We start from the raw sequence: 24,002 nt of genomic DNA, 5'->3' as shown, positions 1-24,002 counted from the left end.
GACGCTTCCGTGCGCCGGGGCGTGCGACTGGATTCGCTCCGGCGTCCGGGGCGGGGAACCGCACGCCGGGTATTTGTCCCGCGAGGACGGGAACAGCGGGGTCGGCGGAGGGCTGTCACTGTGACACATGTGCCGTGGTCGTCCGACCCCCCAGACGCTTCGCGACCGTCCCGGTCGACCCGGTCGACCGGGTCCGCCCGGTCCGCCCGGTCGAGCAGACGGCACACCGTGCGCCGGTTGCGGGCCCAGGGGCTGTACGGGCCCAGGTTCCGTGACGTCCTGCCCGGCTTCGCCGGTGCGGCGGTGGTCGTGTGCGCCACGGCCGCCGGTCTCGCCGCGGGATACCGTGCCGTCGGGATCGCCGCCCCGGTCACCGGTGTCGCCCTCCTGGCCTTCGCCGTCGCGGTGGAGATCCGGCGCCGGCGGCCGGACGCACGCCGGCGGCGTGGTCGCTACACCGCGGACGAGCTGCGTGAACTCGACGTCCAGGGCCTCGCGGTGGCCGTCGCGCGGATGCTGCTCAGGGACGGCTGGCGGGTCCGGCTGCTGCCGGCGCCGGACCGGCCGCGGCTGTACGCGCGGGACGCGGACGGCCGGCGGCTCGACGTCGCCTTCCGGCCGGTGGCGGAACCCCTGCCCGACGAGGACCGCCCGCGTTCCCCCACGCGCCGGAGCGGCGCCGAACCGGATCTGTGCCTGGTGGTGCACCGGGGCACCTTCCGGACGCGCGACGTCCGCTGGGCACAGCGCCAGGGGAGGACCCGTCTCCTCGACGGCCCCGCGCTGGAACGCTGGGCGCAGGGCGCGAGCCTGCACGAACTGCTCGCGCCGGGACCGCGGGACGGGACGCCGGCGAACTGAACCGCGCCGCTCCGGACCCTCAGGTGTGCCGGTGGTAGACCTTGTTGGCGATGCGCCAGCTGTCGTCGACGCGGACCAGCAGGAAGAGGTCGGTGAAGGTGTCGCCGCCGTGCCGGAGCGTCATGGCCGCGCTCGCGACGGTGCCGTGGACGTCGACGGTGTCGACGCGGCGGGAGCGGGCCGGCTCGTCCGGCGCCGGGCGGCCCCGGAAGAGGGCGCAGTACTCGTCCAGGGACCACGAGACGAACGCGCCGTCCCGGACGCCCTCGATATGGGCGGTGGGCAGGAACGCCTCGCGGAAGTGGCCGGGGCGGCCGGTGGCGTGCCCGCGGACGTAGGCGCGGAGCGGCTCGAGAACGGCGTCCCCCACCGCGGTGCGTCCCGGGCCGGGGACGGCGGTCATGTCCTGTGCCGTCGTGTGCTGTGCCCTCGTGTGGTGTGCCGTCGTGTGCTGTGCGGTCATGTCCGCCACCGTGGCGCACCGCGGTTCCCGCGACAAGCGCAGATCCTGCGGGGCATCCCTGCGAGGGCCGCATACCCACTGGTCATACTGGTCTCGTGGAACTGACGGTGTGGCGGACCTTTGTGACGGTGTGTCGGCTCGGGTCGCTGTCGGCGGCGGCCGCCGAACTGCATCACACGCAGTCGGCCGTCTCCCGGCAGATCGCCGGCCTCGAACGGCAACTCGGCGTGACCTTGGTGGAGCGCCATCCGCGCGGTGTGCGTCCGACGCCCGCCGGTGAGGTGTTCCGGCGCCACGCCAAGGTCACGCTCGACGAGGCCGACCGTGCCGTCCGCGCGGTGCGTGAGGTCCAGGACGGGGCCGTGGACCGGCTGCTGGCCATCGGCGCGACACCGTCCCTGGCCGCCGGGATCGTCCCCGAAGCCGTCCGGCACCTGCTGGAACGGGGAGGGTCCCACCGGTGGAGCCTGCTGCCCGGTCTCAGCGCGGCCCTGCACCACCGCGTGGCCGACGGCGACCTCGACATCGCCGTCGTCACCGACACACCACCCGGACTGCCCCACGACCCGCGGGTCGACCGGCGCTTCCTCGGCCTCGACGCGATGGCCGTGGTGCTGCCCACCGGCCATCCGCGGGCCGGACGCGGTCCCGTGCACATACGGGCGCTGGCCGGGGAGACCTGGGCCGAGGACAACGACGGCTCGGCGGCGCTCCTGCGCCGGCACGCCGCCCGCGCCGGGGTCGACGCCCGGATCGACCTCGCCGCCGCCGATCTGCCGGGCAAGCTGGCCCTGGTCGCGACCGGGCACGCCGTCGCACTGGTCCCCGGGATCCTGACGGGCACGCTGCGGACCGACGTCGTCCCCGTGCCCCTCGTCGATCCCCCGACCCGCGGCATCTACGCGATCACACCGCGCCGCGACCCCCATCCTTCCGCGGCGCTCCTGCGCGACCTGCTGGCCGGAGCCTTCGGCCCGCTGCACACCACCTGAGCCGGGGCGGGACGCGTCGCGGCACGGCCGCCGCCCGGGGTTCACGGGCGGCGACCGCGCCGAGGAGCCCGGCCCACGGACTGCCCCACCGCACCGGCGGGACAGCGGGTCAGCGGGTCAGCGGGTGAAGGTCCTCCTGTGCTCCTTCTTGGCGGCACAGTTGGAGTCGGTCACCTGCACGTGGACGTTCTTGATGCTGCCGCCCCAGTCGACGCAGTGGGCCTTGCCGTACACGTAGGCCGGTCCCGCGTACGAGGTGTACTGCCCGTAGTCCTCGGCGTACTCGTCGGTGTCGGGGACGTAGATCCAGGTGGACATGTCCACGGCGGTGCCCGGTGTGCTGCGGATGGTCGCGACGCAGTTCTCGCCGTTGGCGGCGTTGTACGTCAGGTAGACGGTGCCGAGGGAGCCGACGGGCGCCGAGTTCACGGTCTTGTAGGCGCTCCCGCAGACCTTCTGCGGGGTGGTGTTGGGCGCGGCGGAGGCGGGCGCCGCCAGCGCGGTGGTGGCGCCCAGGGCCAGGGACGCGAACGCGGCACCGGCCAGGACGGAACGGCTGAACCTCATATTTCCCCCTTGTGATCCTTTGCGATCCTTGGAGACGTTTGCTCCTGCCTGATGTGACACGCAGGAGGGCGGAACGGTTGTGCGGCGTCGGCGAAGAAGTCCGCTCCGGCCGGTGCCGGGCCGACGCCGGTCCCGGGTCGCGGCGCGGGCCGCGGGGCATCCGGTCCCCCGGTCCCCCGGTCACGCACGGCGTCCGCCGGCGGAACGATCCGCCGTCGGGGGCCCGCGTCCGCGGGAGCTGGTGCTAGCGTGAGTCCATGACCGCGTACCCGATCCTGTGCGAGACCCGGCCGATGAGCCGTGTCGCATGCGGTGTGTGCGCTCCCCGCGGTGTGAGCTTCCTGCGCCGCCGCGGCCGGGTCGGGTCTCCCCCGGCCCTCTCCTGTTCCTGTCGCTGACCCGACGCCCCCGCCGGGTCCGGCGCCCCGCGCACCCGCCCTGCGCCGGCCCTCCCCGCTCGTGGTCCGCCCCGCACCCCTGACCCGGTGCTCCCATCCCCTGCGCCCCGCGGGGCGGCCCTCGCCAGCTTCTGGACGACTTCCCGTTCGACGGCCGTGGCCGCCCCGATCACCAGGAGATGTTCCCGTTGACCCTCATCACCCCGACCGTCCTCCCCTCTCCTCCGGCTCCTCCGGTCCTGTCGGCCCCTCCGGTCCTGCGCGACCACCGCATACCCGCCGACGGCCTCTACGAGGGCACCCGCGTTCTCGACCGGCTGCCCTCCGGAGTCCCCGAACGCCCGTACACGCACCTGGAGTTGGTGCCCCAGGCGAGAACGATCGGCGCCGAGGTGCGGGGGGTGGACCTGTCCCGGCCACTGACGGACGCACTGCGCGAGGAGCTGAACCGCGCGCTGCTGGAGTGGAAGGTGCTCTTCTTCCGCGGCCAGCACCTCACCTCCGGCGCCCAGCGCGACTTCGCCCGCAACTGGGGCGAGCTGGAGACCAATCCGCTGCTCGCGACCGGTGACGCCGCCGAGGTGGTGCGCTTCGACAAGGCGGCGGGGGGCGCGCCGACGTTCGAGAACGTCTGGCACACGGACGTCACCTTCCGGGAGCGGCCCGCGATGGGCGCGGTGCTGCAGCTGCGCGAGGTGCCGCCCTTCGGCGGCGACACCATGTGGGCGGACATGGCCGCGGCCTACGACAACCTGCCGCAGGACGTCAAGGACCTCGTCGAGGGCGCCCGCGCGGTCCACGACTTCCTGCCGGGCTTCGCCCGCTTCTACCCGGCCGAGCGGCTGGCCCCGTACCAGGAGCAGTTCCCTCCGGTCGAACACCCCGTGGTGCGCCGGCACCCGGAGACCGGGCGGCGCATGCTCTTCGTCAACACCTCGTTCACCACCCGGATCACCGGCATGGAGCGCGCGGAGAGCGACCGGCTGCTGCGGCTGCTGTTCCAGCAGGCCCATGTCCCCGAGTTCCAGGTGCGTTTCCGCTGGCAGCGGGGGGACGTCGCGTTCTGGGACAACCGAGCGACCCAGCACTACGCGGTGAACGACTACGCACCGCACCGGCGGGTGGCCGAGCGGGTGGCGATCGCGGGGGACCGCCCCTTCTGATCCCCGCCCGCCGCTCTGTCCGGTCTCTCCTGTCCGTCCGACCTTTCTGACCTCTCCGACTTCTCCGACCTCTCCGACGGCCCGCCCGGACCCAGGTTCCGGCGGGCCGTCCCATGCCCCGCATTTCACTCGTTCGGCCCTGCCCTTCCGGTGCCGCGGGTGTCACGGGAAGAGGGCTCGCCCCGCGCTTTCGCGGGGCGGGGCCGCACCGGCGGGAACGAAACCCGGAATCCGGATGCTTTTGCGCGCATGCGCTCTCCGCCGGTTGCGCGGAGTCTGGGTGGCGTCGCCGCGGCAGCTCGTACCGCCGCGTGGACGACAGCTTCCGCGGACCGCGGAGGACCGCCGGCCGTCTCCCCGTCTCCACACCGGGGCGCGGCCGTGTCCCGGCGGGCGAGTCGAACGGAGAGAGCAATGAGCGGACCGATCGAGGGACGGGCTCCCCGGCGCGGGAGGGCGGGTGTCCCGGCCGGCCGGCTGGGCGCCGCCGTCGTGGGGCTGGGCGGCGCGGTGGCCACCACCGCCGTGGCCGGGGTGGAACTGCTCAGGCTCGGTGTCTGCGGCCGGGACGGGCTCCCGCTGGCGGCGCGCACGGACCTGGTGCCCTACGAGGACCTGGTCTTCGGCGGCTGGGACGTGTCGGCGGACGACCTGGCCAAGGCGGCCCATCTGCACCGGGTCCTGGAGCCGGCCCAGATCGAGGCCGTGGCCCCCCAGTTGCAGCGGCTGCGGCCGTGGCCGGCCGTGGCGGACTCCGATTACTGCCGTGCGGTCACCGGCGCCAACGTCGTGGCCGTGGACGGCCTGCGGGAGCGGACGGAGCGCATCCGGGAGGATCTGCGCGGCTTCCGCGACCGGCAGGGCCTGGACGAGGTGGTCGTGGTCAACCTCGCCTCCACCGAGCGGCTGCCCGACCCGGCGTCGCCCGCCCTCGCCTCGGCCGAGGCGTTCGAGGCGGCGCTCGACGCCGGTGACGAGGCGGTCACCCCCTCCATGCTCTACGCCTACGCGGCCCTGCGGGAGGGCATGGCGTACGTGAACTTCACCCCGAGCGCCGGGGCCGGTGTGCCGGCCCTGACCCTCCTGGCCGAGCGGGCGGGCGTACCCGTCGCGGGCAAGGACGGCAAGACCGGGCAGACCATGGTCAAGACGGTACTCGCCCCCGCGCTGCGCTCGCGGGCCCTGCGGGTGGAGGGCTGGTACTCCACCAACCTGCTGGGCAACCGCGACGGACAGGCCCTGGAGGACCCCGACTCGCTGGCCAGCAAGACGGCCACGAAGGAGTCGGTGCTGGACGCGGTGCTCGGTTACCCGGTGGAGGACCACAAGGTCCGCATCGAGTACTACCGGCCGCGCGGCGACGAGAAGGAGGCATGGGACAACGTCGACCTGGTGGGCTTCCTCGGGCGCCGGATGCAGATGAAGATCGACTTCCTGTGCCGGGACTCCGTCCTGGCGGCTCCGCTGGTGCTGGAACTGGTCCGGCTGCTGGCCGAGGCGCGCCGCCGCGGCGAGCGCGGGGTGCAGGAGCAGTTCGGGTACTTCTTCAAGGCCCCGATGACCGCGGACGGGAACGTACCGGAGCACGCCCTGCACCGTCAGGAGCGGATCCTGCTGGACTGGCTCGACGGGCAGGACGGGCAGGACGGGCAGGACGGGCAGGACAGGCAGGACAGGCAGGACGGGTTGGACGGGTTGCACGAACCGGCCCGCGGGTACGCCGTGCGGAGCGCACGGTCGTGACGCAGACCGCTTCCCGCCCGGCGGGGCAGGACGTCGTGGAGGTGCCGCGCGCCGCCCTGCGCGCGGTCCTTCCGCTGCTGCGCGAGATCGGGGACCTCAAGCGGGTCCGTACCGCCGGCAGCGGCGCCTCGGTCGCCGAGCGCGCCTTCCGCCGGGCGTGGGCACAGTTGGTGCGCGGTGAGGAGCCCGCCGACGTCGCCGCGCGCGCGTGCGCGGCCGCCGTGGCCGGGGCACGTCTGGCCGGGGTCGACGGCCCGGTCCTGCGCAGGTGCGGGCTGACGGCGGACGAGGCGGTGGCCGTGCTGGAGCGGTCCGTCGCGCAGCACGCGGACCGCGTCGGCCCGCTGACGTCCGCGCTGGTGCGCGGGACGCTGCCGGACCTGGTGGAGGAGCCGTACGGGGCGCGGGACTTCTCCGAGGGGCGGGAGCCGTACGGCGGCCCCGTCCCGGAGTTCGCCGAGGCGCTGTGCGCCCAGCCCCGGGCCGGCGCCACCCGTCCCGGGCGTCCGCGCCTGATGGTGGAGCCGCCCGAGAGCCACGGCGACCACTGCTGGGCGGTGGCGGTCCACGGGGTGCTGCTGGCCGAGGCGTTCGGCGCGGATCCCGGGGATGCCTTCCTGCTCGGTCTGGCGCACCACCTGCACAACGCCGTCCTGCCCGACGCCGGCTTCAGCGGGGAGGAGCTGCTGGGCGGGCACCTGCCCGCCGTCGTCGCACGGCTGACCGAGGAGCGGCTGGCCGTGCTGCCCGGTACCCTCACCGCGCGTCTGCGGCCCCTGCTCGCCCTGCGGGAGGAGGCGGGGGCGCCGGCCGCACGGGCCTTCCACGCCGCCGACGTCCTCGACCGCGTGCTGCAGGTCCGGCACCACGCACGGGCCGCCGCCTTCACCGCCGAACAGGCGCTGGACGATCTGGACCTGGTGCACCCCTGCGCGGTGTCCGGGTTCCACCAGGCCGTCCTGGGCGCGGCGGAGGCGGGGTGAAGGCCACGGCGGGGCGCGCGGCAGCCGGGCGCGCGCCCGCGCCGACGCCGGTCGTGCCGGACCTCGTCAGCCCCGGCAACGGGGCCCCGCTGCGGGCCGACGGCCCCGGACTCCTGTCCGACGGGGAGCGGCGCTGGCCCGTCGTGGCCGGCATCCCCTGGCTGCGCACCGGCCGCGAGGAGCTGCGCGAGCGGGCGGTGCGCAGCATCGGGGCGGGCGACACGGACGGCGCCGCGCTCGTCCTGCTCAGCGACGCCGACGACTGGTGGGACGGTCCGGTCCCCTCCCCCGGCACGCTGCGTGCCGCGCTGCGCGCCGCCACCCTGCGCGAGGCGGTGACGCTGCTGGGCATGGGCCGGGTCGGTGACTACTTCCTGCACCGCTGGAGCGATCCGACCTGGCTGGCCGTGCTCGCCCTGACCGCCCGCCACTCCCCGGGCACCCTGCCGGTGCTGGAACTGGCCTGCGGCGCCGGCCACCTGCTGCGGGAACTGGAGCTGCGCGGGCACCGGGACCTGACCGGCGTCGACGTGGTCTTCGCCAAACTGTGGCTGGCCCGGCACTACGTCGTCCCTTCGGCGCGGCTGGTGTGCGCCGACGTCACCGCGCCCTGGCCGCTGCTTCCCCCGGACCGCCCGGCCTATGTGGCCTGCCACGACGCGCTGTACTTCCTGCCCCGCAAACGGGAGGTGGTCCGCCGTGCTCTGGCGTACGCCGACGGCGGCGGTGTCGTGCTGGGCCACTGCCACAACTCCCTCGTCCCGGGGCCGGTCTCCGGTCTGCCGCTGGATCCGGCCGGCTGGCGCGCGCTGCTGCCGCACGCCCTGTGCTACGACGACGCGGACCTGACCCGTGCCCTGCTGGAGGAGACGGTGCCTCCTCCGCGCCCGCCCGCGGAGCTGGCCGGTTGCGAGGCCCTCGCCCTGGTCGGCGCCCCGCCCCCGCCCGCCGGGTACGGTCCCCTCTCCCCCGACCGGCCCGTACCGGGGCGGCCCCTGCGGCCCAACCCGCTCTACCACGACGGGGTGCTGCACTGGCCCGGGGCGCGCTGGCGGGACGAGTACGGCCCCGGCGCCGCCGCCTACCTGCCCGAACGCGCCGACCTCTCCCCCGGCCTGCTCGCCGACGCGCGGGCCGGACGGCTGACGCCCGAGGTGACCGCTCTCGCCCGCCGCCGGGTGCTCCTCGACCTGCCGGAGCGCTGGTGAACACGGACGGAGTGAACCCGGACGGGGCGAGCACGGATGAGGCGGACACGGGCGGGGCGGACACGGGCGGGCAGGCCGCCGTCCCGGCCGAGTGCCGGTGGGCGGTCACCGGCTGCGGCTGGGTGGCCCGGGACCACTTCCTGCCCGGCCTGCTGGAGGCGGCGGCAGGCAGCGCGGGCGGTGTGGTGCCCCGCCTCGTCGCCGTGACCGACCTCGACCCCGCGGCCGCCTCCCTGCTGGCCGCCCGTGTGCCCGAGGCCCGGTCCGCGGCCGGCCTCGTGGACCTGCTGTCCGCGTACCGGCCCGACGCGGTGTACGTCGCGACGCCCAACCACGCCCACCGCGCCGCGGTCGAGACGGCCGCCGCGTCGGGGGCCGCGGTGCTGTGCGAGAAGCCGCTGGCCGCCGACCTCGCCGAGGCCGAGCGGCTGGTCACGGCCTGCGGACGGTCCGGCACGCTCGCGGCGACCGCCTACGACCAGCGCTTCCACCCGGCCCACCGGGCCGTGCGCGACGCGGTGGCCGCCGGGGCGCTGGGCACCGTCACCGCGGTGCGGATCACCTACGGCTGCTGGCTGCCGCCCACCTGGTCGCCGGACGGCCGCCCGTACGACAACTGGCGGGCCGATCCGGCGCGGGCGGGCGGCGGGGCCGCGCTCGACCTGGCGCCGCACGGGCTCGACCTGGTGGGCGTCCTGCTCGGCGGGGACGACGTGGCGGACCTGACGGCGCTGGTGCAGCACCGGGTGCACCCCTACCCGGTCGACGACGGCGCCGTGCTGGCCGGCCGGACCGGCGGCGGTGTCCTCACCACCCTGCACCTGGCGTACAACACCCCCGACGCGCTGCCGCGCCGCCGCCTGGAGGTGGTGGGCACCGGCGGACAGCTGACCGCCGTCGACACCCTCGGCCAGGACGCCGGGGGCACGCTGTGGCTCACCGGCGCGCGCACCGCGGACCGCGCGCCCGTGCCCGTGCCCTTCGACACCGGTACCTCCCCCTTCGCCGCCCAGGTGCGGGAGTTCTCCGCCGCCGTGGCCGCGGTACGCGCCGGGACCCCGGTGGAGCGCGCCTGGCCCTGGCCGCTGCGACGCGACCTCGCGCTGCACCGGCTGCTGCTGGAGGCGCTGTCCCGCGCCGGTGCCACCGCCCCGCGCGACCCCGTACAGGTACCGGCGCCCGACCCGGTCCGGCCCGTCCTGGAGGAAGGCCGACGATGACCCTGACGATGTACGCCTGCGCCGACTGCGGACACTGGCAACGGTGGTTCGGGTCCCCGCCCGCCTGCCCGGTCTGCTGCGACGTGCGCAACGCGCTGCCCGCGGAAGGCTGGGACTTCCGTGAGGAGAAGGCCGTCGGGGACCTGCTGGCCGCCGACTGGGACCGGCCCGTCCCGGGCGTCACCGGATTCCGTACCGTCCCGTCCTTCGGCCTGGGGTCGACGGGCTGGCTGATCGAGGCCGAGGGCGGCAACGTCGCCTGGGAGGCGGCTCCCTACTACCCCCGGGAGGCGCTGGCCGAGATCGAGCGGCTCGGCGGCGTCACCCGGCTCGGCGCCAGCCACGTCCACGGGTACGGGGCCCTGTGGCAGCTGCAGCAGCACTTCGACCCGCCGGTGGTGGCCATCGGTGTGCAGGACCTCACCTGGACGAAGGCGTTCCGGGTCACCTGGCCGGTGGACGAGAGCCTGGAACTGGCGCCGGGCCTGACCGTCCACCGCACCGCCGGCCACTTCCCGGGCCACTGCGTGCTGCACGACGCGCGCCGGGGGATCCTCTTCTGCGGCGACACGCTCAAGGTCGACCTGGACGGCACCGTGCCCCGCGCCCTGTCGTGCCACAAGGCCTACCACGCCCGGGTCCCGCTCTCCCACGGCGAGGTGCGCCACTACCGGTCGGTGATCGCCGGGCTGGACTTCGGGGCGGTGGCCACCCCCTTCGAGTTCGCCGCCCCCGTGACCACCGCGGACGTACTGCGCCTGTTCGACCAGCAGTTGACCGGCCGTCCCAGTACGGCCGCCCTACCGATGGGACCCGGACGATGAACCCCGCTGTGAAGCCCACCGCGAACTCCACCACGGACTCCGTGACGGACTCCGTGACGGCCTCCGTCACGCGGTCCGCAGGGGGTCCCGCCGCGCGGTCCGCCGGGAACCCCGCCGCCGAACACCCGGTGGTGCGGGCCTACCGCGACGCGCTCGCCCCCGGCGAGCAGCGGGACTTCGACATCGGCGCCGCGGACCGCACCGGCCTGCCGGTCGTCGCGGCCGACCACCTGGACGCGGCCGGCGTCCGCAAGGGGGCCTACGGGTACGGGGCGGACACCGCCCAGGCCCGCGTCGGCGCCTACGGCGAACTCACCGAGACGGTGCTGCTGGCCCGGCACCTGGCCCGCACCGGACGCCGCCGCGCCTCGTACGCCGAACTGGTGCGCGAACGCGGCCGGGACCGGGTCGCCGATCCGGTGGAACTCGTCCTGCCCGCCGGCGCGGACTACGGCCCCGGCCGCCCGCTGGACTGGGTGCCCGCGCACCGGCTGCGTACCGGTGAGGAGGTGCTGGTGCCCGCCGAGTTCGCCGCCGCCTGCGGCTCGGACCTGCCCGGCGCCCCTCCTCCCGGCGGCCGGCTGATCACGCCGATCACCAACGGGCTGGGGGCCGGTGACACCCCGGAGCGCGCGGTGTCCCACGCGCTCCTGGAGATCCTCCAGCGCGACGGCAACGCCACCGGGCACCGCGCGATGGACGAGGGTGTCGTCATCGACCTGGACGCGGTGACCGATCCGGTCACCCTGCGCGTGCTCGACCGGCTGCGGGACGCAGGCGTCGAGGTGCTGCCCAAACTCGCCTCCACCCGCTTCGGCCTGGCCGACGTCCACGTGGTGGGCACGGACGCCGCGCACGGCCGCGGCACGGAGGACCTCGCGACACCGCTGACGCTCACCGCGTGCGGCGAGGCGGCCCACCCGGACCGGGAGACCGCGCTGCGCAAGGCGCTCTCGGAGTACGTCTCCTCCCGCGCCCGCAAGGTCTTCTCGCACGGCCCGCTGCCGCTGGTCGCCCGGATCGCCCCGCCCGGTTACCTGGAGCGCGAGATGTCGTCCCCGCTGGCGCCCCAGGAGCCCCGGGCGCTGCGGGAGATGACGGCGTGGGCCGCCATGGACGCCGTACGCCTGCGGGAGCTGCTGGAGCCCACCGTGCTGTCCCGGCGTTCCGGCGTGGCCTTCTCGTCGCTGCCGACCGTGCCGGCCGGCTCGCTGGACGAGCCCGCCGCCCTCCTGGAGGACCTGCTGCTGCGGCTGGCGGACTTCGACGTGCTGGTGGTCGCGACGGGCGGCTGCGGCGTGCACGCGGTCAAGGTGCTCGTGCCCGGCATGGAGGTGGAGACGATGTCGTACGCGCGGATCGGGGAACGCGGCGTACGGCGCCTGGTCGAACGCGGCCACCCGCTGGCCGGGGTGGGCCTCCTCCCGCACCCCGGGGCACGGCCGGTGCACCTCACCGCCGGGGCCCGCGAACGGCTGGGCGGCCCGGCCTGGTTCGACGTCGACGCGGCCCGCAGGACGGTGGGCGGGCTGTACCCCCTCTACCGCGAACCCGACCGCCACGCGGTGGCCCGTACGGCGGCGGGGGCGGTCCGGTGAGCGCCCCCGCCGGCGGGCTGCGCTACGCCTACAACACCAACGGCATGACCTCGCACCGCCTGGACGACGCGCTGGCGCTGCTGGCCGACACCGGGTACGCCGGGGTCGCGCTCACCGTGGACGTGGCCCACCACGACCCGTTCGCCCCGCGGCTGGTGTCCCGCACCGCGGCGCTGGCCCGCCGGCTGGACCGGCTGGGGCTGGGCAGCACCGTGGAGACCGGGGCGCGTTTCCTGCTGGACCCGCGGCGCAAGCACGAGCCGACGCTGGTCACCGCCGATCCGGCCGGGCGGGCCCGGCGCCTGGCGTTCCTGCGCCTGTGTGTGGACATCGCCGCCGACCTGGGCAGCGAGGCGGTCTCGTTCTGGGCGGGTGTGCCGGCCCCGGGCACCGACACCTCTCCCGGCGGAACGGCCTGGGGGCACCTGGTCGAGGGGGTGCGCGCCGTCGTGGCGTACGCCGCCGGGCGGGGCGTGGTGGCGGCCTTCGAACCGGAGCCGGGCATGCTCGTCGAGGACTGCGCGGGCTGGTCCCGCCTCGCGACCCTCGTCCCCGGCCTGCGGCTGGCGCTGGACACCGGGCACTGTCTGGTGACCGGCGGGCTGTCACCGGGTCGGGCGGTGGTGCGGCACGCCGGGGACCTCGGTGCGGTCGCCGTGGAGGACATGCCGCGCGGCCGGCACGAGCACCGCGCCCCGGGCGAGGGCGACATGGACCTGCCGGCCGTCCTGGGCGCGCTGCGCGCCGTACGGTACGGCGGTCTGGTGAGCCTGGAGCTGTCGCGCGACGCGCACCGCGCCGACACGCTGGTGCCCGCGGCGCTGGAGGCGGTGCGACACGCCGAACTCACCGGAGCCGCCGGGGTCGGCGGAGTCGGCGGAGTCGGCGGGACCTCCGGCGCGGGTGGGTCCGGCGTCCCCGCACCGGAGCGCGTGCGATGAGGATCTGTTTCGTCTCGCGCCGCTACTGGCCGGCCGTGTCGGGCATGAGTGCCTACGCGGAGAACCTGCTGCGGTCCCTGACCGCGGCGGGCCACGAGGTCGTCCTGGTGTCGCAGTACCGCGGCGACCGGCAGGGCCGCGCCGTCTACGGCGGCGGCCCCCCGCCGCCCGAACGGGTCCCCGCCGGTGTGCGCGCGGTCGCCCTGGAGTCGCTGGGCGAGCAGGCCGTCGGCGACGGACTGCCCGCGGACTTCGAGGCCGACGTGGCCGCGTTGTGCGACACGATCGCCGGCCTGCACGCCCACGAACCGCTGGACGTGCTGCACGCGCAGTACGGCTACCCGCCGGGCCTGGCCGCGCTGGAGTCCTCCGAGCGGCTCGGGATCCCGGCCGTGGTCTCCATCCAGGGCGGTGACGGCCACTGGGTCGGCACCTGCTGCCGCACCCACCGGGCGGCGATCCGCAGGGTGCTGTACGACACCCCGGCCCTGCTGATCGGCTCGCCGTCCTTCCGGGCGGAGGTCGCCGCCCGCCACCGGGTGCCTGCCGAACGCTTCACCGTCGTCCCCGGAGCCACCGACACCGACAGCTTCCGGCCCTCGCCGGGGCGCCCGCCGGGCACGGTCGGGGACCCGCCGGTGCTGCTGTACCACGGCCGGATCGACGTCCGGAAGGGCGTGCTTGACCTGCTGGAGGCGGTGCGGCTGCTCCTGGCCGGGGGCAGGCGGCTGCGGCTGCTGGTCTCCGGGACCGGTCCCGACCTGGACGTCCTGACCCGCCGGGCGCGGCGGTCCGACCTGGCCGGCGCCGTGGAGGTGCTGGGGCCCACCGGCTACCACGACGCCCCCGCCGTCTACCGCAGGGGCGACGTCTTCGTGAGCCCCACCTGGGCCGAGGGTTTCTCCAACACCATCCTGGAGGCGATGGCGAGCGGACTGCCGGTGGTGTCGACCGACACGGTCGGGGTGGTGGACTGCGTACGGGACGGTGTCAACGGGCTGCTGGTGCCGACGCGCGATCCCGGCGCGCTGGCGGAGGCCGTGGCCCGGCTGCTCGACGACGCACCGCTGCGCGGCCGCCTCGCGCGGACGGCCCTGCGGCAGGTGGTGTCCGAGTGGTCGTGGCCGGTGGCCGCCGCGCGCATCGGTGCCGTGTACGAGGAGGTGTGCGCGGCGTGGCCGACGCGGCGGGCGGAAACGGCGTCCGGGGAGGGCGCGTCCGGCGGGGCCGGGCACCCCGGCGGCGCCGGCCCGGCCGTGAGGCTCCCCGACGGAGACCGGGCCGCGAAGTCCGCCGTCGGCGGCGGCCCGGCCACGGAGCCCACCGGGAACGACCGGACGGCGGACCCCACCGGGACCAGCCGGACCACGGAGCCCACCGGGAACGGCCGGACCGCGGAACCCGCCGTGGACCTGTCCTGCCGGTTCCGCTACGAACCCCACCTGCTGTGACGGCGCCCGTGCCCGCTTTCCCGTCCGTGCCCGCGCCCGCGCCGGGCGCCCCTGCGGCCGTGGCCGTCAGCCCGCACCTGGACGACGCGGTCTTCTCCGCCGGAGGCGTCCTGGCGCTCCTGGCCCGGGCGGGCTGGCGGGTGTGGGTCGTCACCTGCTTCACGGCGTCGGTCGAGGACCCCGGTCCGTTCGCCCTGTCCACCCAGCTCGACAAGGGGCTGCCGGCCGACGTCGACTACATGGCCCTGCGCCGCGCCGAGGACCGCGCCGCCCAGCGGGCACTCGGCACGCGCCCTCCGGTGCACCTCCCCCTGGCCGAGGCCCCGCACCGGGGCTACGGCAGCGCGGCGGAGCTCTTCACGCCGCCCCGTCCCGGCGACACGGCGGAGTCGGACCTGGTGCGGCTGCTCGTCCCCCACGTGGCGTCGGCGGACCTGGTCCTGGCCCCCCTGGGGATCGGGGACCACGTCGACCACCTGCTCACCGTCCGGGCGGTCACCGCCGCCGCGCCGCTCCCGCGTGTCGGCTGGTGGCGCGACGCGCCCTACGTCGTACGGGGGCCGGACTCCACCGGTGCGCCAGGGCGGGGCGCGCCCGGGGACACCGCCGAGGTGACCGCCGACATCGGTGCCGTCCTGGCAGCCAAGACCGCCGCGGCGCGGTGCTACACCACTCAGCTCGGCTTCCAGTTCGGCGGTCCCGGGCGCGCGGGCGCGGTGCTGTCCGCCCTGGCCCGGTCCGAGGCCGCGCGCGCGGGTGCGCCGTTCGTCCACGGCGAGACGCTGCGAGCCGGACGGACGGCCCGGCAGATGCTGCACCGGGCATCGGACCGGCTTCGGGACACCGCCGAGGCGGACGCCCGAAGGCGATGACCCACCGCCGCGCTCCGGAGCCGCCACCCGACCGCTCACAGCCGGTGACACAGGGGGCGCAGGGCGCATTCCCGTCGGCCGCCACTCTTCGAACAACCTCGACGGGTTACTCGGACCCCATGACAGATCCGTACATTCCCGACCGGAACGACCATACCGAACACCGGCGTCCGGCGCGGCACGGGCCCGCCTCCTCAGACGACCGCCCGCCGTCGCAGGAGGCGGGCCCGGGACCCGAGGTCGAGCGGGCCGCGCCGGACTCGCCCGCGAAGCTTCCGTCGGGATCGTGGGGCGCCGTGCTGAAGGGCAGTCTGCGCGAGTTCAAGGACGACGACCTCACCGACCGCGCGGCGGCCCTGACGTACTACACCGTACTGTCGCTGTTCCCGGCGCTGCTGGTGCTGGTGTCCCTGCTGAGCCTCGCGGGCAGGTCGACCACGGACAAGCTGCTGGAGAACGTCGGACAGCTCGCCCCCGGCGCGAGCCGGGACATCATCACCCGGGCCGTCGAGCAGTTGCAGAACAGTTCCGGTACGGGCTCGGTCGTGGCGATCGCCGGTGTGGTCCTGGCCCTGTGGTCGGCCTCGGGTTATGTGGCGGCGTTCATCCGGGCGGCGAACGCGGTCTACGACATCCCCGAGGGCAGGCCCGTCTGGAAGATCCTGCCGGTCCGCCTGGGAGTGACCCTGGTCCTGATGGTGATAGCCGTGATCAGCTCGCTGATCGTGGTCTTCTCCGGCGGACTGGCCCGGCGGGCCGGGAACGTCCTGGGGCTCGGGGAGACCTTCCTGACGGTGTGGTCGATCGCCAAGTGGCCCGTCCTGGTCGTCCTGGTCGTCCTGATGATCGCGATCCTGTACTGGGCGACCCCCAACGCCAAGGTGCTCGGCTGGCGGTGGATCACGCCGGGCAGTCTCCTGGCCCTGGTGATCTGGCTGGCGGCGTCCGCCGGCTTCGCGTTCTACGTGGCCAACTTCGGCTCGTACAACAAGACGTACGGCACCATGGCAGGCGTCATCATCTTCCTGATCTGGCTGTGGATCACGAATCTGGCGATCCTGCTGGGTCTGGAGTTCGACGCCGAGACGGCACGTCAGCGGGCCATCGCCGGAGGGCACCCGCCGGAGGCGGAGCCGTACACACAGCCGCGCGACACCCGCAAGTGGGACGAGCAGGACCGACGGCGGATGGACCGCACGGACGGGACCTGAAACCGGTGCCGTGCCGTGCGGCCGCACGGTGGCGTCCCGGGAGCCGCGTGCGCGCCCCGGCTCCTGCGCCGCAATCCGCGCCGTCGACTCGGCACACTTTGCCCTGATCGGGGTACTCGCGCTCACCGAGCGGCCAGGCACCGAGTCCTGCCTGGCCGGCACACGCACGAGACGGGTTGAAGGTGGTGATCGCTGTGTCGAGTCAGCAGCCGTACCCCACGGGTTCCGGCCGCAGCCACAGCTCCGGGGACGAACCGGTGGGTGAGCTGGTGCAGCGCGCATCGCAGCAGCTGACGGAGCTGGTGCGCGGTGAGATGCGTCTGGCGCAGGCGGAGATGAAGGAGAAGGGCAAGCGGTACGGCAAGGGCGGCGGTCTGTTCGGCGGCGCCGGCCTGTTCGGATTCCTCGCCCTGGAGGCGCTGGTCGCGACCGCGATCGCCGCCCTGGCGGTGCCGTTGCCGGTGTGGGCGGCGGCACTGATTGTCACGGTGGTATTGGGTGTGATTGCCGCCGTCCTGGCAATAACCGGAAAGAAGCAGGTCAGCCAGGCCGCACCGCCGACACCTGAGCGAACGATCGACAGTGTGAAGGCCGACGTGGCCGAGATCAAGGAGAGTGCGAAGCGATGACCCAGCCGCCCCACGAGGATCCCCCCGCGACCCCTGAACAGCTGCGGGAGCAGATCGAGCAGACCCGTCACGAGCTCGGCGACACCGTTCAGGCGCTCGCCGAGAAGACCGACGTGAAGGCCCGCGCCCAGGAGAAGGCGGTCGCCCTCAAGGAGCAGACGGCCGCGAAGGCCGCCGAGTTGAGCGGTCAGGCGAAGGCGAAGGCGTCCCAGGCCGCCCAGCTGGTCCAGGAGAAGCTGCCGGACCCGGTCAAGGAGAAGGCCGCCGTGGCCGCCGACCAGGTCAAGGCCAAGGCCGGGCAGGCCGGGCAGATGTGGCAGGACAAGGCGCCCGAGCCCGTGCGCGACAACCGCAAGACCCTGCTCACCGCCGGTGCCGTGGTGCTGGTGGCCTACGTGCTGCTGCGTCGCAGGCAGAAGTAGGAGAGCGGTTCCCGAAGGCCCCGGAGGTGGCGTGCACGCCGGTCGGCCCCGTGTTCGGCGCACTCAGCGGTGCGCCGGCACGTGACCCGTCCGCACCGGCGTGCCGCGGCCCCCGACCGTGACGAGGACGCGTCCGACGTCGCCCCGAGGTCCTGGCCCCGGGCGAAGTGGTGGCGACGGTGACGGTGGCCGTGGGCGGCACGGCGTCCGCCGGGTCCTCGCCCGGCCGGGCCGCGCGCACCGGCCGCCGCCACCCCTCCGCAAAGGACGATGATCATGCCTGCTCGTCATGTGACACCCGCTCTGATAGCGGGCGGTACCACCGGCCTGGTCCTTCTGCTGCGCTGGACCGCCACCCGTCTCACGCGCCGCGAGGGCCGGCGGTACGACGCGAGCTCGGCCCGTGCACCGTGGCGCCGTACCGCGCCCGGTGCCGAGCCCCTGGCGGAGTCCTTCTCCGTGGACGAACGCGCCGCCCTGGAAGAGGCCGAGAAGCACGTCCACCGGTACTGGAAGCTGCTGCACGACCAGCTTCCCCCCGGCAAGTAGAGCCAACCGCCCCACCCTGCCCGTCCGCACCGCCTGCACCACCCGGCCGATGTGCCCCGTCACGGCGAGAGCTGCCAGGCATCGGCGCGCGGGACGAGAGCGAAGGCGCGGTGGAGTCGCCTCTCGGTCGCCTTGAGCTGCTCGACGCCTGCGCCGATCCTCCTCCAGCCCCGGTTCTCCAGTCTCACCTCGCCGGGGCTCCGCGTCCGCCCGCTCATGCCGTGCCGGTTCGCGCGGTACACGTCGCCCGCCCCGTCGTCGAGCTGCCTCAGAGCGGCCGCCCAGGATGCCTGGGTCCTGCGGTCGGGGACGGGACCGTACGCGCGGGCCCGGTCGAGGCTGTCGAAGAACCGGCCGAAATCGTATGTCCAGCCGTTCCTGGTGCGGAGGTCCTGAACGTGGGCTGCTCCGTCGATCACGCTGATGAGTTCCGTCTCGCCACCCGATCTCCACCACAGGACGACGTTGTTCGCGATGTAGGAGGGATCGGCCGTCAGCGGCGGCCGGGTGGTCGCCGTGGCGCTGTCCGCCGGCCCCGGCGTCGACGCGGGGGCCGGAGTCCGTGCGGACGTCGGAACCGGTGCGGGTGTCGAGGTCCGCGCCGGGGCCGGGCCGGCCGCCGGCGTGGCCCGCGGGTGGTCCGAGCAGGCGCCCAGCGCCGCGGCGGTGACCGCGCCGAGCAGCAGGGCGCCGACGGGCGGCAGACGACGCGCGGGCCGGTTCATCCCCGGGTCCTGGTGACGAGGCGGGCCAGCAGGAGGGTGCGGGGAACCATCCGCGCGATGTCGACGTGCTCGGTGGCGGCGTGGGCGCCCCCGCCCACCGCGCCGAGGCCGTCCAGCGTCGGGCAGCCCGCGGCCGCGGTCCAGTTGCCGTCCGACGCGCCGCCGACGGCGGCCGCCCGCGGCGGTTCCTGGCCCAGTTCCGCCGCGAGGCTCCCGGCGAGGGCGAACAGCCGGGCGGACGAGGCCGGTTCCATGGGCGGACGTTCCGGGCCGCCCAGGATCTCCAGCCGGGCGCCGGGGTGGCGGGGCGTGAGGGCGTGCATGAGCGCGTCGACGCGTTCCTGCGCGGCCGCCGTCGGTACGCGTACGTCCACCGACACCCGCGCCTGCGCGGGCACCGTGTTGCGCGTGCTGCCGGCCGTGAGCAGCGTGGGGGTGACCGTGGGGGTCCCCAGTACGGGATGGGCCGCGCCGGCGACGTCCACCGCGGCCCCGATACCCACGAGGGCCCGCACCTGGTGCGCGGCCTCGACGGCGGCGTTGACCCCCTTGTCCGGCTCCTGCCCGGCGTGGGCGGCTCTGCCGTGCACCACCACCTCGTACCGTGACGTGCCTTTGCGGGCGGTCTTGAGCGCGCCCTCCCCGTCGGCGGACGCCTCCAGCACGAAGGCCGCCGCACATTCCGCGGCCGCCTCCTCGACCAGTTCCCGCGAGGTCGGGGAGCCCACCTCCTCGTCGCCGTTGACCAGCACGCACACCCCGTCCGGGGACGGCAGCAGGGCGAGCGCGTGGAACATCTGCACCAGACCGGCCTTCATGTCCAGCACCCCCGGCCCCCGGGCCGTCCCGCCGGACACCGACCAGGGCCGTTCCTCGATCGAACCGACCGGCCACACCGTGTCGTGATGCCCCAGCAGCAGCACCCGCGGGGCGCCGAAGACCCACCGCAGATGGGTCACCCCCTCGACGACGATCCACTCCGGCCCGGTTCCCAGCAGTCTCGCGCCGAGGGCGCCGACCGCCTCGGCGCTGCGCGCCACCGCGGCGTGGTCGGCCGAGAAGGACTCGCACCTGACGAGCTTCTCCAGATCGGTCAGCATCGCCGGCAGGGCGGGTGAGGACCCCCGGTTCACCGGCCCCGCCCCGATCCGTCTCTTCCTCGCGACAGCACGGTTTCCCCCTTCACCTCTCGTGGACGATCGGCGCGGCGGCGCGCTCCCCTCCGGTGCGCCGCCGCGCGATAGACGTTAGGGTCGGGCGAGGCATGACACCAGCGACTGGATCGCATGGCATTCATGCGTCGAGCGAATGTGTCCGGGCCGGACGGCGATGCCCGTGAAGTCCTGGACGGCGGGGGTGGGGAGACCGTGTTCGAGATCGACGCGCTGCGGTTGCTGGTGACGGTGGCCGAGACCGGGTCCTTCACGCACGCCGCCGTCCGGCTCGACTACACGCAGTCCGCGGTGTCCCGGCGGATCGCCGCGCTGGAACAGCAGGCGCGCGGGCCCCTGTTCGAGCGGCTGCCGAGGGGCGTACGGCTGAATCCCGCCGGGCGGGTGCTGCACCGGCACGCGCTGGAGGTGCTCGACCGGATGGCGCGGGCCGAGCGGGAACTGGCCGTACTGCATGCGGGGCACGGCGGGTTGCTGCACGTCGGCGCGTTCGCCACCGCCCACATCGAGGTGGTGCCCGCCGCGCTGCGCGGGCTGCGGCGGACCAGGCCGGACGTCGAGGTCGTCGCGGTCGAGGGCCCGACCGGCACGCTGGTGCGGCGTCTGGCGGAAGGGGCGCTGGACTTCGCCGTCGTCAGCGACTACCCCTCCGGGCTGCCGTCGGCGGACGGCGTCACCACGACCGAGCTGTGCGAGGACGAACTGCTCGTCGCCCTCCCGCGCGAGCACCGCCTGGCCGGATCCGCGGTGGTCGGCCTGCGCGGACTGCGCGACGAGGCGTGGCTGCAGAGCGCGTACGGCGATCGTCCGACCACCCTCGCCGACGCCTGCGCCCGCGCGGGCTTCGCTCCGCGAAAGATCATCCGGATCGCGGAGTGGGCGGGGAAGTTCGGTTACGTCGCCGCCGGACTCGGCGTGGCACTGGTCCCCTCGCTGGCCGCCCGGGCCGTCCCGGACGGACTCGTCCTGCGCCGGCTCGACGACCCCTCCCTGCGCCGTACCGTCCACGTGGCCCTGCCCGCCGACCCCCTGCCGGCGGCACTGGAACTGCGGGAGTCGCTGCGCGAGGCGGTTCGCCGAAGGACCCCTCCCGCGGGTCCCGCGGGCCCCCGCCCGGCCGACGGGGGCGGGCCCGGAGTACCCGCCCCTTCCCTCACGCGCTCTCCTGCTGCGGGGACGAGTCCGTCTGCAGCCTGTCGAGGCGGGACACCACCGGTCCCGCCGTGACGCCGTGCAGGACGACCGAGACCAGTACGGTGAACGTCACCACCGCCCACAACTCCCGCTCCGGCACCGGGAAGGCGTGCTGACCCAGTCCGTACGCCAGGTAGTACAGCGACCCGATGCCGCGGATGCCGTACCCCGCGACCACCCACCGCTCCTTGTTCCCCAGCCGGCTGCCCAGCAGCCCGGCCCATCCGGACAGCGGCCTGATCACCAGGAGCACCACCAGGGCCGTGACGGCGCCCTGCCAGGTCAGGGCGGCGAGGCCGCCCAGCGCGATGAAGGCACCCAGCAGGAACAGCACCGCCGCGGTGAACAGACGCTCTATCTGCTCCACGAAGTCGTGCAGGATGTTCTGGAAGCCGTGGGCGCGCTCGGCCGCCCGGATCGTGCAGGCGGTGGTGAACACGGCGAGGAAGCCGTAGCCGCCCACCACCTCGGTCAGCCCGTACGACAGGAAGGTGGCGCCCAGGGCGACGAAGCCCTCCCGGTGTTCGGACAGGCGCAGCTCCGGCGAGCGGGGCCGGAAGAACAGCCAGCCCAGCAGCCGTCCGGCCAGCAGTCCGCCCAGCACACCGACGACGCACTTGAAGGCGACGTCCTCCAGCACCCAGGTGCCGACCCAGTCCGTCGACCAGCCACTGCCCGCGGCGGCGGCCAGTGCCACCGCCGCGTACGTCAGGGGAAAGGCGAGCCCGTCGTTGAGGCCCGCCTCGCTGGTGAGGGCGAAGCGCACCTCGTCCTCGTCGTCCTCGTCCTCGGTCGGCTCGCCCACCCGCACCTCCGAGGCGAGCACCGGATCGGTCGGGGCCAGCACGGCGGCCAGCAGCAGGGCGGCGGCCGGCGGCCAGTCCAGCAGCCACCACGCCACGAGGGCAGTGACCACGACGGTCAGCGGCATCGTCACGCCCAGCAGCCGCCAGGTCGTGCCCCAGCGCCGTCGGCCGACCGGCCGGTTGAGCGCCAGCCCGGCCCCCATCAACGCGATGAGCACACCGATCTCGGTGATGTGCTCCGTCAGCAGCCGGTCGTCCACCGGATCGATCTCGGGCAGAGGCAGGGGCAGCAGGTACACGGCGATGCCGCCCACCAGGAACACCAGGGGCAGCGAGAGCGGCCGCCCCGCCACCAGCCGCGGCAGCACCGCCGCGCCGAGCGCGCCCACCCCTATGCATGCGAACAGTCCATCGGCCATCGTCACTGCTCTGTGCCCGTCCTTCCACCACGCCACCGAGCGGCTCCGCGCGCGCCGCGCGGAACCGGGGCCCGGCACCGCCGTACGGTCACCTGTCCGCAGGTGGCGGCAGCGATCATGCCCCCGGCCCGCGTACCCCGTAGGCGGTAGGGCAATGCGATGCCGACATCACACGCATCGGGTGGCATGAGCCCATGAACGGGTTGATGAGCGACCCAGGAGCCCGGCAGCTCAGCGGTACAGGGGCTCAGGCGCGCGTCAGCGCCCGGCGCCAGTGTCCCGTGACGTGGGCCCGCAGCAGCTCCGTGTCGACGCGTCCGGGATCGACCAGCCGCTGCATACCGATGCCCCGGAGCTGCGCGACGACCGCGAGCGCGGTCGGGCCGGACGCCACGTCGGCGCGGATCGCGCCCTCGGCGATACCGGCGGCGAGATCCTCCTCCAGGTCCGCGAGGAACGCCTCGTCGCGCTCACGGAAGACGGGGGCCAGGTCCGGCGCGGACGCGGACTCGGTCCACAGCTTGAGGAAGACCCTGTTCAGCACGCCCATGCGGCCCAGTTCCCCGATGTAGCCGTCGATCAGTCGCAGCAGCCGGTCGAGGCCGGGCGGCAGGCCCTCCAGGCCGGGGACGAATCCGGCCTGGGCCGAGCGCGCCAGGTGTTCGACCAGTGCCTGCTTCGACCCGAAGTAGTGGGTCACGATCCCGCGGCTGTAACCGGCCCGCTCACCCACGCGCGCCAGCGTCAGTGCCCCCACCCCCTGCTCGTCGACCAGTTCGGCGGCGGCGTGCAGCAGCGCGGCCTCGGCCTCTTCACGGCGCTGCTTCTGGGTGCGGCGGGCGGTGGTCATGGCACGGACCCTACAACAAACTTGTCATCCAGCCAACAAGAAGATAAGAATGGCGGCGCCGACGGACGGTCGCGGGCACCCGCCCGTGTCCCGGACCGCGCCGCGGCGACATGCGCGCGGGAAGCGTGCGCGCGGCAGGCATGCCGTGGACCGGAACGGAAGGCGTCGCATGATCCGACCCCCTCGGCGCGCCCCGCGCTCGGACGCCCGGGAGAACCGCGCCCGCATCGTCGGGACCGCGCGTGCGGTCTTCGCCGACGACCCCTCCGCGACCCTCCAGGCGGTGGCGAAGGCGGCCTGCGTCGGCCAGGGCACGATGTACCGCCACTTCCCCCACCGCGAGGCCCTGCTGCTGGCCGTCTACCGGGACGAGCTGGAGGTGCTCGTCGCCGCCGCGCCGCGCCTGCTGGACGCGTACGGCCCCCTGGAGGCGCTCCGCCTCTGGTTCGAGCGGCTGACCTTGGACGCTCACGACGGTCACGGCCGTGGTGCGGTGTCCCTGGCCGTGGACGCCGCCACGCGTGCGGGGCGGCACCATCCGCCGCTCGTCGCCGCGCTGGACCTGCTGCTCGAAGCGGGGAAGGAGGCGGGGCAGGTGCGGCCGGACGCCGGAGCCGACGAGATCCTGCGCCTGGGGTCGTCCCTGTGGCGGGCGGACGACGGGCCCGTGTGCCCGGACCGCGGCCGGCGCATGCTCGGCGTCATCGTCGACGGCCTGCGGACCCGGTAGGAAGCCCCGGT

23 protein-coding genes and 1 pseudogene are annotated in these 24,002 nt (G+C 74.9%); 18 read left to right on the top strand and 6 right to left on the bottom strand.

Translation table 11 applies throughout. The features are described 5' to 3' along the window. Window positions 1-228: 228 nt before the first annotated feature. The gene (locus tag KM933_RS18495) at window positions 229-861 is read left to right on the top strand and encodes a hypothetical protein (RefSeq protein WP_221353536.1); all 633 of its coding nucleotides are present in this window, start codon (window positions 229-231) and stop codon (window positions 859-861) included. A 19-nt stretch (window positions 862-880) separates the two neighbouring features. Here KM933_RS18495 and KM933_RS18490 read toward each other — a convergent pair. Further along, window positions 881-1,237, bottom strand: a pseudogene (locus KM933_RS18490) (nuclear transport factor 2 family protein); the annotation flags it as partial. Window positions 1,238-1,419: 182 nt separating this feature from the next. Between KM933_RS18490 and KM933_RS18485 the strand changes: the two are divergent. Beyond that, window positions 1,420-2,316 carry a LysR family transcriptional regulator gene (locus KM933_RS18485; RefSeq protein ID WP_221353534.1) on the top strand — a complete coding sequence of 299 codons (897 nt, stop codon included), beginning with the start codon at window positions 1,420-1,422 and terminating at the stop codon, window positions 2,314-2,316. A gap of 117 nt (window positions 2,317-2,433) precedes the next feature. Here the strand turns inward: KM933_RS18485 and KM933_RS18480 are convergent, their stop codons facing one another. Continuing rightward, window positions 2,434-2,883 (bottom strand): spore-associated protein, encoded by a 450-nt coding sequence (locus tag KM933_RS18480; protein WP_221353532.1) that lies wholly within the window; start codon window positions 2,881-2,883, stop codon window positions 2,434-2,436. Window positions 2,884-3,478: 595 nt separating this feature from the next. Between KM933_RS18480 and KM933_RS18475 the strand changes: the two genes are divergently transcribed. The 14 genes from KM933_RS18475 (at window position 3,479) to KM933_RS18410 (ending at window position 18,095) form a co-directional block, all read left to right on the top strand. Further along, the gene (locus tag KM933_RS18475; RefSeq protein ID WP_308013449.1) at window positions 3,479-4,444 is read left to right on the top strand and encodes a TauD/TfdA dioxygenase family protein; all 966 of its coding nucleotides are present in this window, start codon (window positions 3,479-3,481) and stop codon (window positions 4,442-4,444) included. A gap of 414 nt (window positions 4,445-4,858) precedes the next feature. Continuing rightward, window positions 4,859-6,187: an inositol-3-phosphate synthase gene (locus KM933_RS18470; RefSeq protein WP_221353528.1), complete on the top strand. Its 1,329-nt coding sequence runs from the start codon at window positions 4,859-4,861 to the stop codon at window positions 6,185-6,187. Then, on the top strand, window positions 6,184-7,170 hold the full coding sequence (locus KM933_RS18465; RefSeq protein ID WP_221353526.1) for a hypothetical protein: 987 nt from the start codon (window positions 6,184-6,186) through the stop codon (window positions 7,168-7,170). The genes KM933_RS18470 and KM933_RS18465 overlap by 4 nt, the downstream gene beginning before the upstream one ends. Next, window positions 7,167-8,378, top strand: a complete 1,212-nt coding sequence (locus KM933_RS40290; protein ID WP_221353524.1) for a class I SAM-dependent methyltransferase — start codon at window positions 7,167-7,169, stop codon at window positions 8,376-8,378. The genes KM933_RS18465 and KM933_RS40290 overlap by 4 nt, the downstream gene beginning before the upstream one ends. Continuing rightward, on the top strand, window positions 8,375-9,598 hold the full coding sequence (locus KM933_RS18455) for a Gfo/Idh/MocA family protein (protein ID WP_221353522.1): 1,224 nt from the start codon (window positions 8,375-8,377) through the stop codon (window positions 9,596-9,598). The genes KM933_RS40290 and KM933_RS18455 overlap by 4 nt, the downstream gene beginning before the upstream one ends. Continuing rightward, a complete protein-coding gene (locus KM933_RS18450) occupies window positions 9,595-10,422 on the top strand; it encodes an MBL fold metallo-hydrolase (protein ID WP_221353520.1) in 828 nt (275 codons plus the stop codon). Before KM933_RS18455 ends, KM933_RS18450 begins: the two co-directional genes overlap by 4 nt. Further along, window positions 10,419-12,020: a YcaO-like family protein gene (locus KM933_RS18445; RefSeq protein WP_221353518.1), complete on the top strand. Its 1,602-nt coding sequence runs from the start codon at window positions 10,419-10,421 to the stop codon at window positions 12,018-12,020. The genes KM933_RS18450 and KM933_RS18445 overlap by 4 nt, the downstream gene beginning before the upstream one ends. Beyond that, on the top strand, window positions 12,017-12,961 hold the full coding sequence (locus KM933_RS18440; protein WP_308013445.1) for a sugar phosphate isomerase/epimerase family protein: 945 nt from the start codon (window positions 12,017-12,019) through the stop codon (window positions 12,959-12,961). The genes KM933_RS18445 and KM933_RS18440 overlap by 4 nt, the downstream gene beginning before the upstream one ends. Further along, a complete protein-coding gene (locus KM933_RS18435) occupies window positions 12,958-14,412 on the top strand; it encodes a glycosyltransferase family 4 protein (RefSeq protein ID WP_221353516.1) in 1,455 nt (484 codons plus the stop codon). The genes KM933_RS18440 and KM933_RS18435 overlap by 4 nt, the downstream gene beginning before the upstream one ends. Before the next feature lie 8 nt (window positions 14,413-14,420). Next, complete coding sequence (locus tag KM933_RS18430) at window positions 14,421-15,284, top strand: PIG-L deacetylase family protein (RefSeq protein ID WP_221353515.1); 864 nt, start codon at window positions 14,421-14,423, stop codon at window positions 15,282-15,284. A gap of 119 nt (window positions 15,285-15,403) precedes the next feature. Next, on the top strand, window positions 15,404-16,495 hold the full coding sequence (locus tag KM933_RS18425) for a YihY/virulence factor BrkB family protein (RefSeq protein ID WP_221353513.1): 1,092 nt from the start codon (window positions 15,404-15,406) through the stop codon (window positions 16,493-16,495). A gap of 257 nt (window positions 16,496-16,752) precedes the next feature. Next, window positions 16,753-17,124: a phage holin family protein gene (locus tag KM933_RS18420; RefSeq protein ID WP_221353511.1), complete on the top strand. Its 372-nt coding sequence runs from the start codon at window positions 16,753-16,755 to the stop codon at window positions 17,122-17,124. Beyond that, window positions 17,121-17,546 carry a DUF3618 domain-containing protein gene (locus tag KM933_RS18415; protein ID WP_221353509.1) on the top strand — a complete coding sequence of 142 codons (426 nt, stop codon included), beginning with the start codon at window positions 17,121-17,123 and terminating at the stop codon, window positions 17,544-17,546. Before KM933_RS18420 ends, KM933_RS18415 begins: the two co-directional genes overlap by 4 nt. Window positions 17,547-17,822: 276 nt before the next feature. Beyond that, window positions 17,823-18,095, top strand: coding sequence for a hypothetical protein (locus KM933_RS18410; RefSeq protein WP_221353507.1), 273 nt, complete (start codon window positions 17,823-17,825; stop codon window positions 18,093-18,095). Between the two features lie 59 nt (window positions 18,096-18,154). Here KM933_RS18410 and KM933_RS18405 read toward each other — a convergent pair whose 3' ends face one another. After that, window positions 18,155-18,820: a hypothetical protein gene (locus KM933_RS18405; protein ID WP_221353506.1), complete on the bottom strand. Its 666-nt coding sequence runs from the start codon at window positions 18,818-18,820 to the stop codon at window positions 18,155-18,157. Continuing rightward, window positions 18,817-19,920 carry a M20/M25/M40 family metallo-hydrolase gene (locus KM933_RS18400; RefSeq protein WP_221353504.1) on the bottom strand — a complete coding sequence of 368 codons (1,104 nt, stop codon included), beginning with the start codon at window positions 19,918-19,920 and terminating at the stop codon, window positions 18,817-18,819. Before KM933_RS18400 ends, KM933_RS18405 begins: the two co-directional genes overlap by 4 nt. A 267-nt stretch (window positions 19,921-20,187) precedes the next feature. Between KM933_RS18400 and KM933_RS18395 the strand changes: the two genes are divergently transcribed. Continuing rightward, on the top strand, window positions 20,188-21,219 hold the full coding sequence (locus KM933_RS18395) for a LysR family transcriptional regulator (RefSeq protein WP_308013448.1): 1,032 nt from the start codon (window positions 20,188-20,190) through the stop codon (window positions 21,217-21,219). On the opposite strand, the gene KM933_RS18390 is transcribed toward KM933_RS18395, so the two are convergent. After that, window positions 21,146-22,417, bottom strand: coding sequence for a cation:proton antiporter (locus KM933_RS18390; protein ID WP_221353502.1), 1,272 nt, complete (start codon window positions 22,415-22,417; stop codon window positions 21,146-21,148). The two genes, KM933_RS18395 and KM933_RS18390, sit on opposite strands and share 74 nt — an antisense overlap. A 241-nt stretch (window positions 22,418-22,658) precedes the next feature. Beyond that, a complete protein-coding gene (locus tag KM933_RS18385; protein ID WP_221353500.1) occupies window positions 22,659-23,261 on the bottom strand; it encodes a TetR/AcrR family transcriptional regulator in 603 nt (200 codons plus the stop codon). Window positions 23,262-23,430: 169 nt separating this feature from the next. Between KM933_RS18385 and KM933_RS18380 the strand changes: the two genes are divergently transcribed. Beyond that, window positions 23,431-23,991, top strand: a complete 561-nt coding sequence (locus KM933_RS18380; protein WP_221353498.1) for a TetR/AcrR family transcriptional regulator — start codon at window positions 23,431-23,433, stop codon at window positions 23,989-23,991. The last annotated feature ends 11 nt before the right edge of the window (window positions 23,992-24,002 follow it).

Origin of the sequence: Streptomyces beigongshangae, assembly GCF_019710745.1 — a bacterium.
Taxonomy (GTDB): Bacteria; Actinomycetota; Actinomycetes; order Streptomycetales; family Streptomycetaceae; genus Streptomyces; species Streptomyces beigongshangae.
The sequence above is the reverse complement of the archived record's forward strand: the minus strand, read 5'-3'. Positions and strand labels throughout refer to the sequence as shown.

Excerpts from the sequence above, each read along its gene's own strand:
- KM933_RS18450 (WP_221353520.1), top strand. The coding sequence starts at position 9,595 with ATGACCCTGACGATGTACGCCTGCGCCGACTGCGGACACTGGCAACGG.
- KM933_RS18415 (WP_221353509.1), top strand. The coding sequence starts at position 17,121 with ATGACCCAGCCGCCCCACGAGGATCCCCCCGCGACCCCTGAACAGCTG.
- KM933_RS18410 (WP_221353507.1), top strand. The coding sequence starts at position 17,823 with ATGCCTGCTCGTCATGTGACACCCGCTCTGATAGCGGGCGGTACCACC.
- KM933_RS18435 (WP_221353516.1), top strand. The coding sequence starts at position 12,958 with ATGAGGATCTGTTTCGTCTCGCGCCGCTACTGGCCGGCCGTGTCGGGC.
- KM933_RS18425 (WP_221353513.1), top strand. The coding sequence starts at position 15,404 with ATGACAGATCCGTACATTCCCGACCGGAACGACCATACCGAACACCGG.
- KM933_RS18470 (WP_221353528.1), top strand. The coding sequence starts at position 4,859 with ATGAGCGGACCGATCGAGGGACGGGCTCCCCGGCGCGGGAGGGCGGGT.
- KM933_RS18445 (WP_221353518.1), top strand. The coding sequence starts at position 10,419 with ATGAACCCCGCTGTGAAGCCCACCGCGAACTCCACCACGGACTCCGTG.
- KM933_RS18380 (WP_221353498.1), top strand. The coding sequence starts at position 23,431 with ATGATCCGACCCCCTCGGCGCGCCCCGCGCTCGGACGCCCGGGAGAAC.
- KM933_RS18480 (WP_221353532.1), bottom strand. The coding sequence starts at position 2,883 with ATGAGGTTCAGCCGTTCCGTCCTGGCCGGTGCCGCGTTCGCGTCCCTG.
- KM933_RS18400 (WP_221353504.1), bottom strand. The coding sequence starts at position 19,920 with ATGCTGACCGATCTGGAGAAGCTCGTCAGGTGCGAGTCCTTCTCGGCC.
- KM933_RS18385 (WP_221353500.1), bottom strand. The coding sequence starts at position 23,261 with ATGACCACCGCCCGCCGCACCCAGAAGCAGCGCCGTGAAGAGGCCGAG.
- KM933_RS18405 (WP_221353506.1), bottom strand. The coding sequence starts at position 18,820 with ATGAACCGGCCCGCGCGTCGTCTGCCGCCCGTCGGCGCCCTGCTGCTC.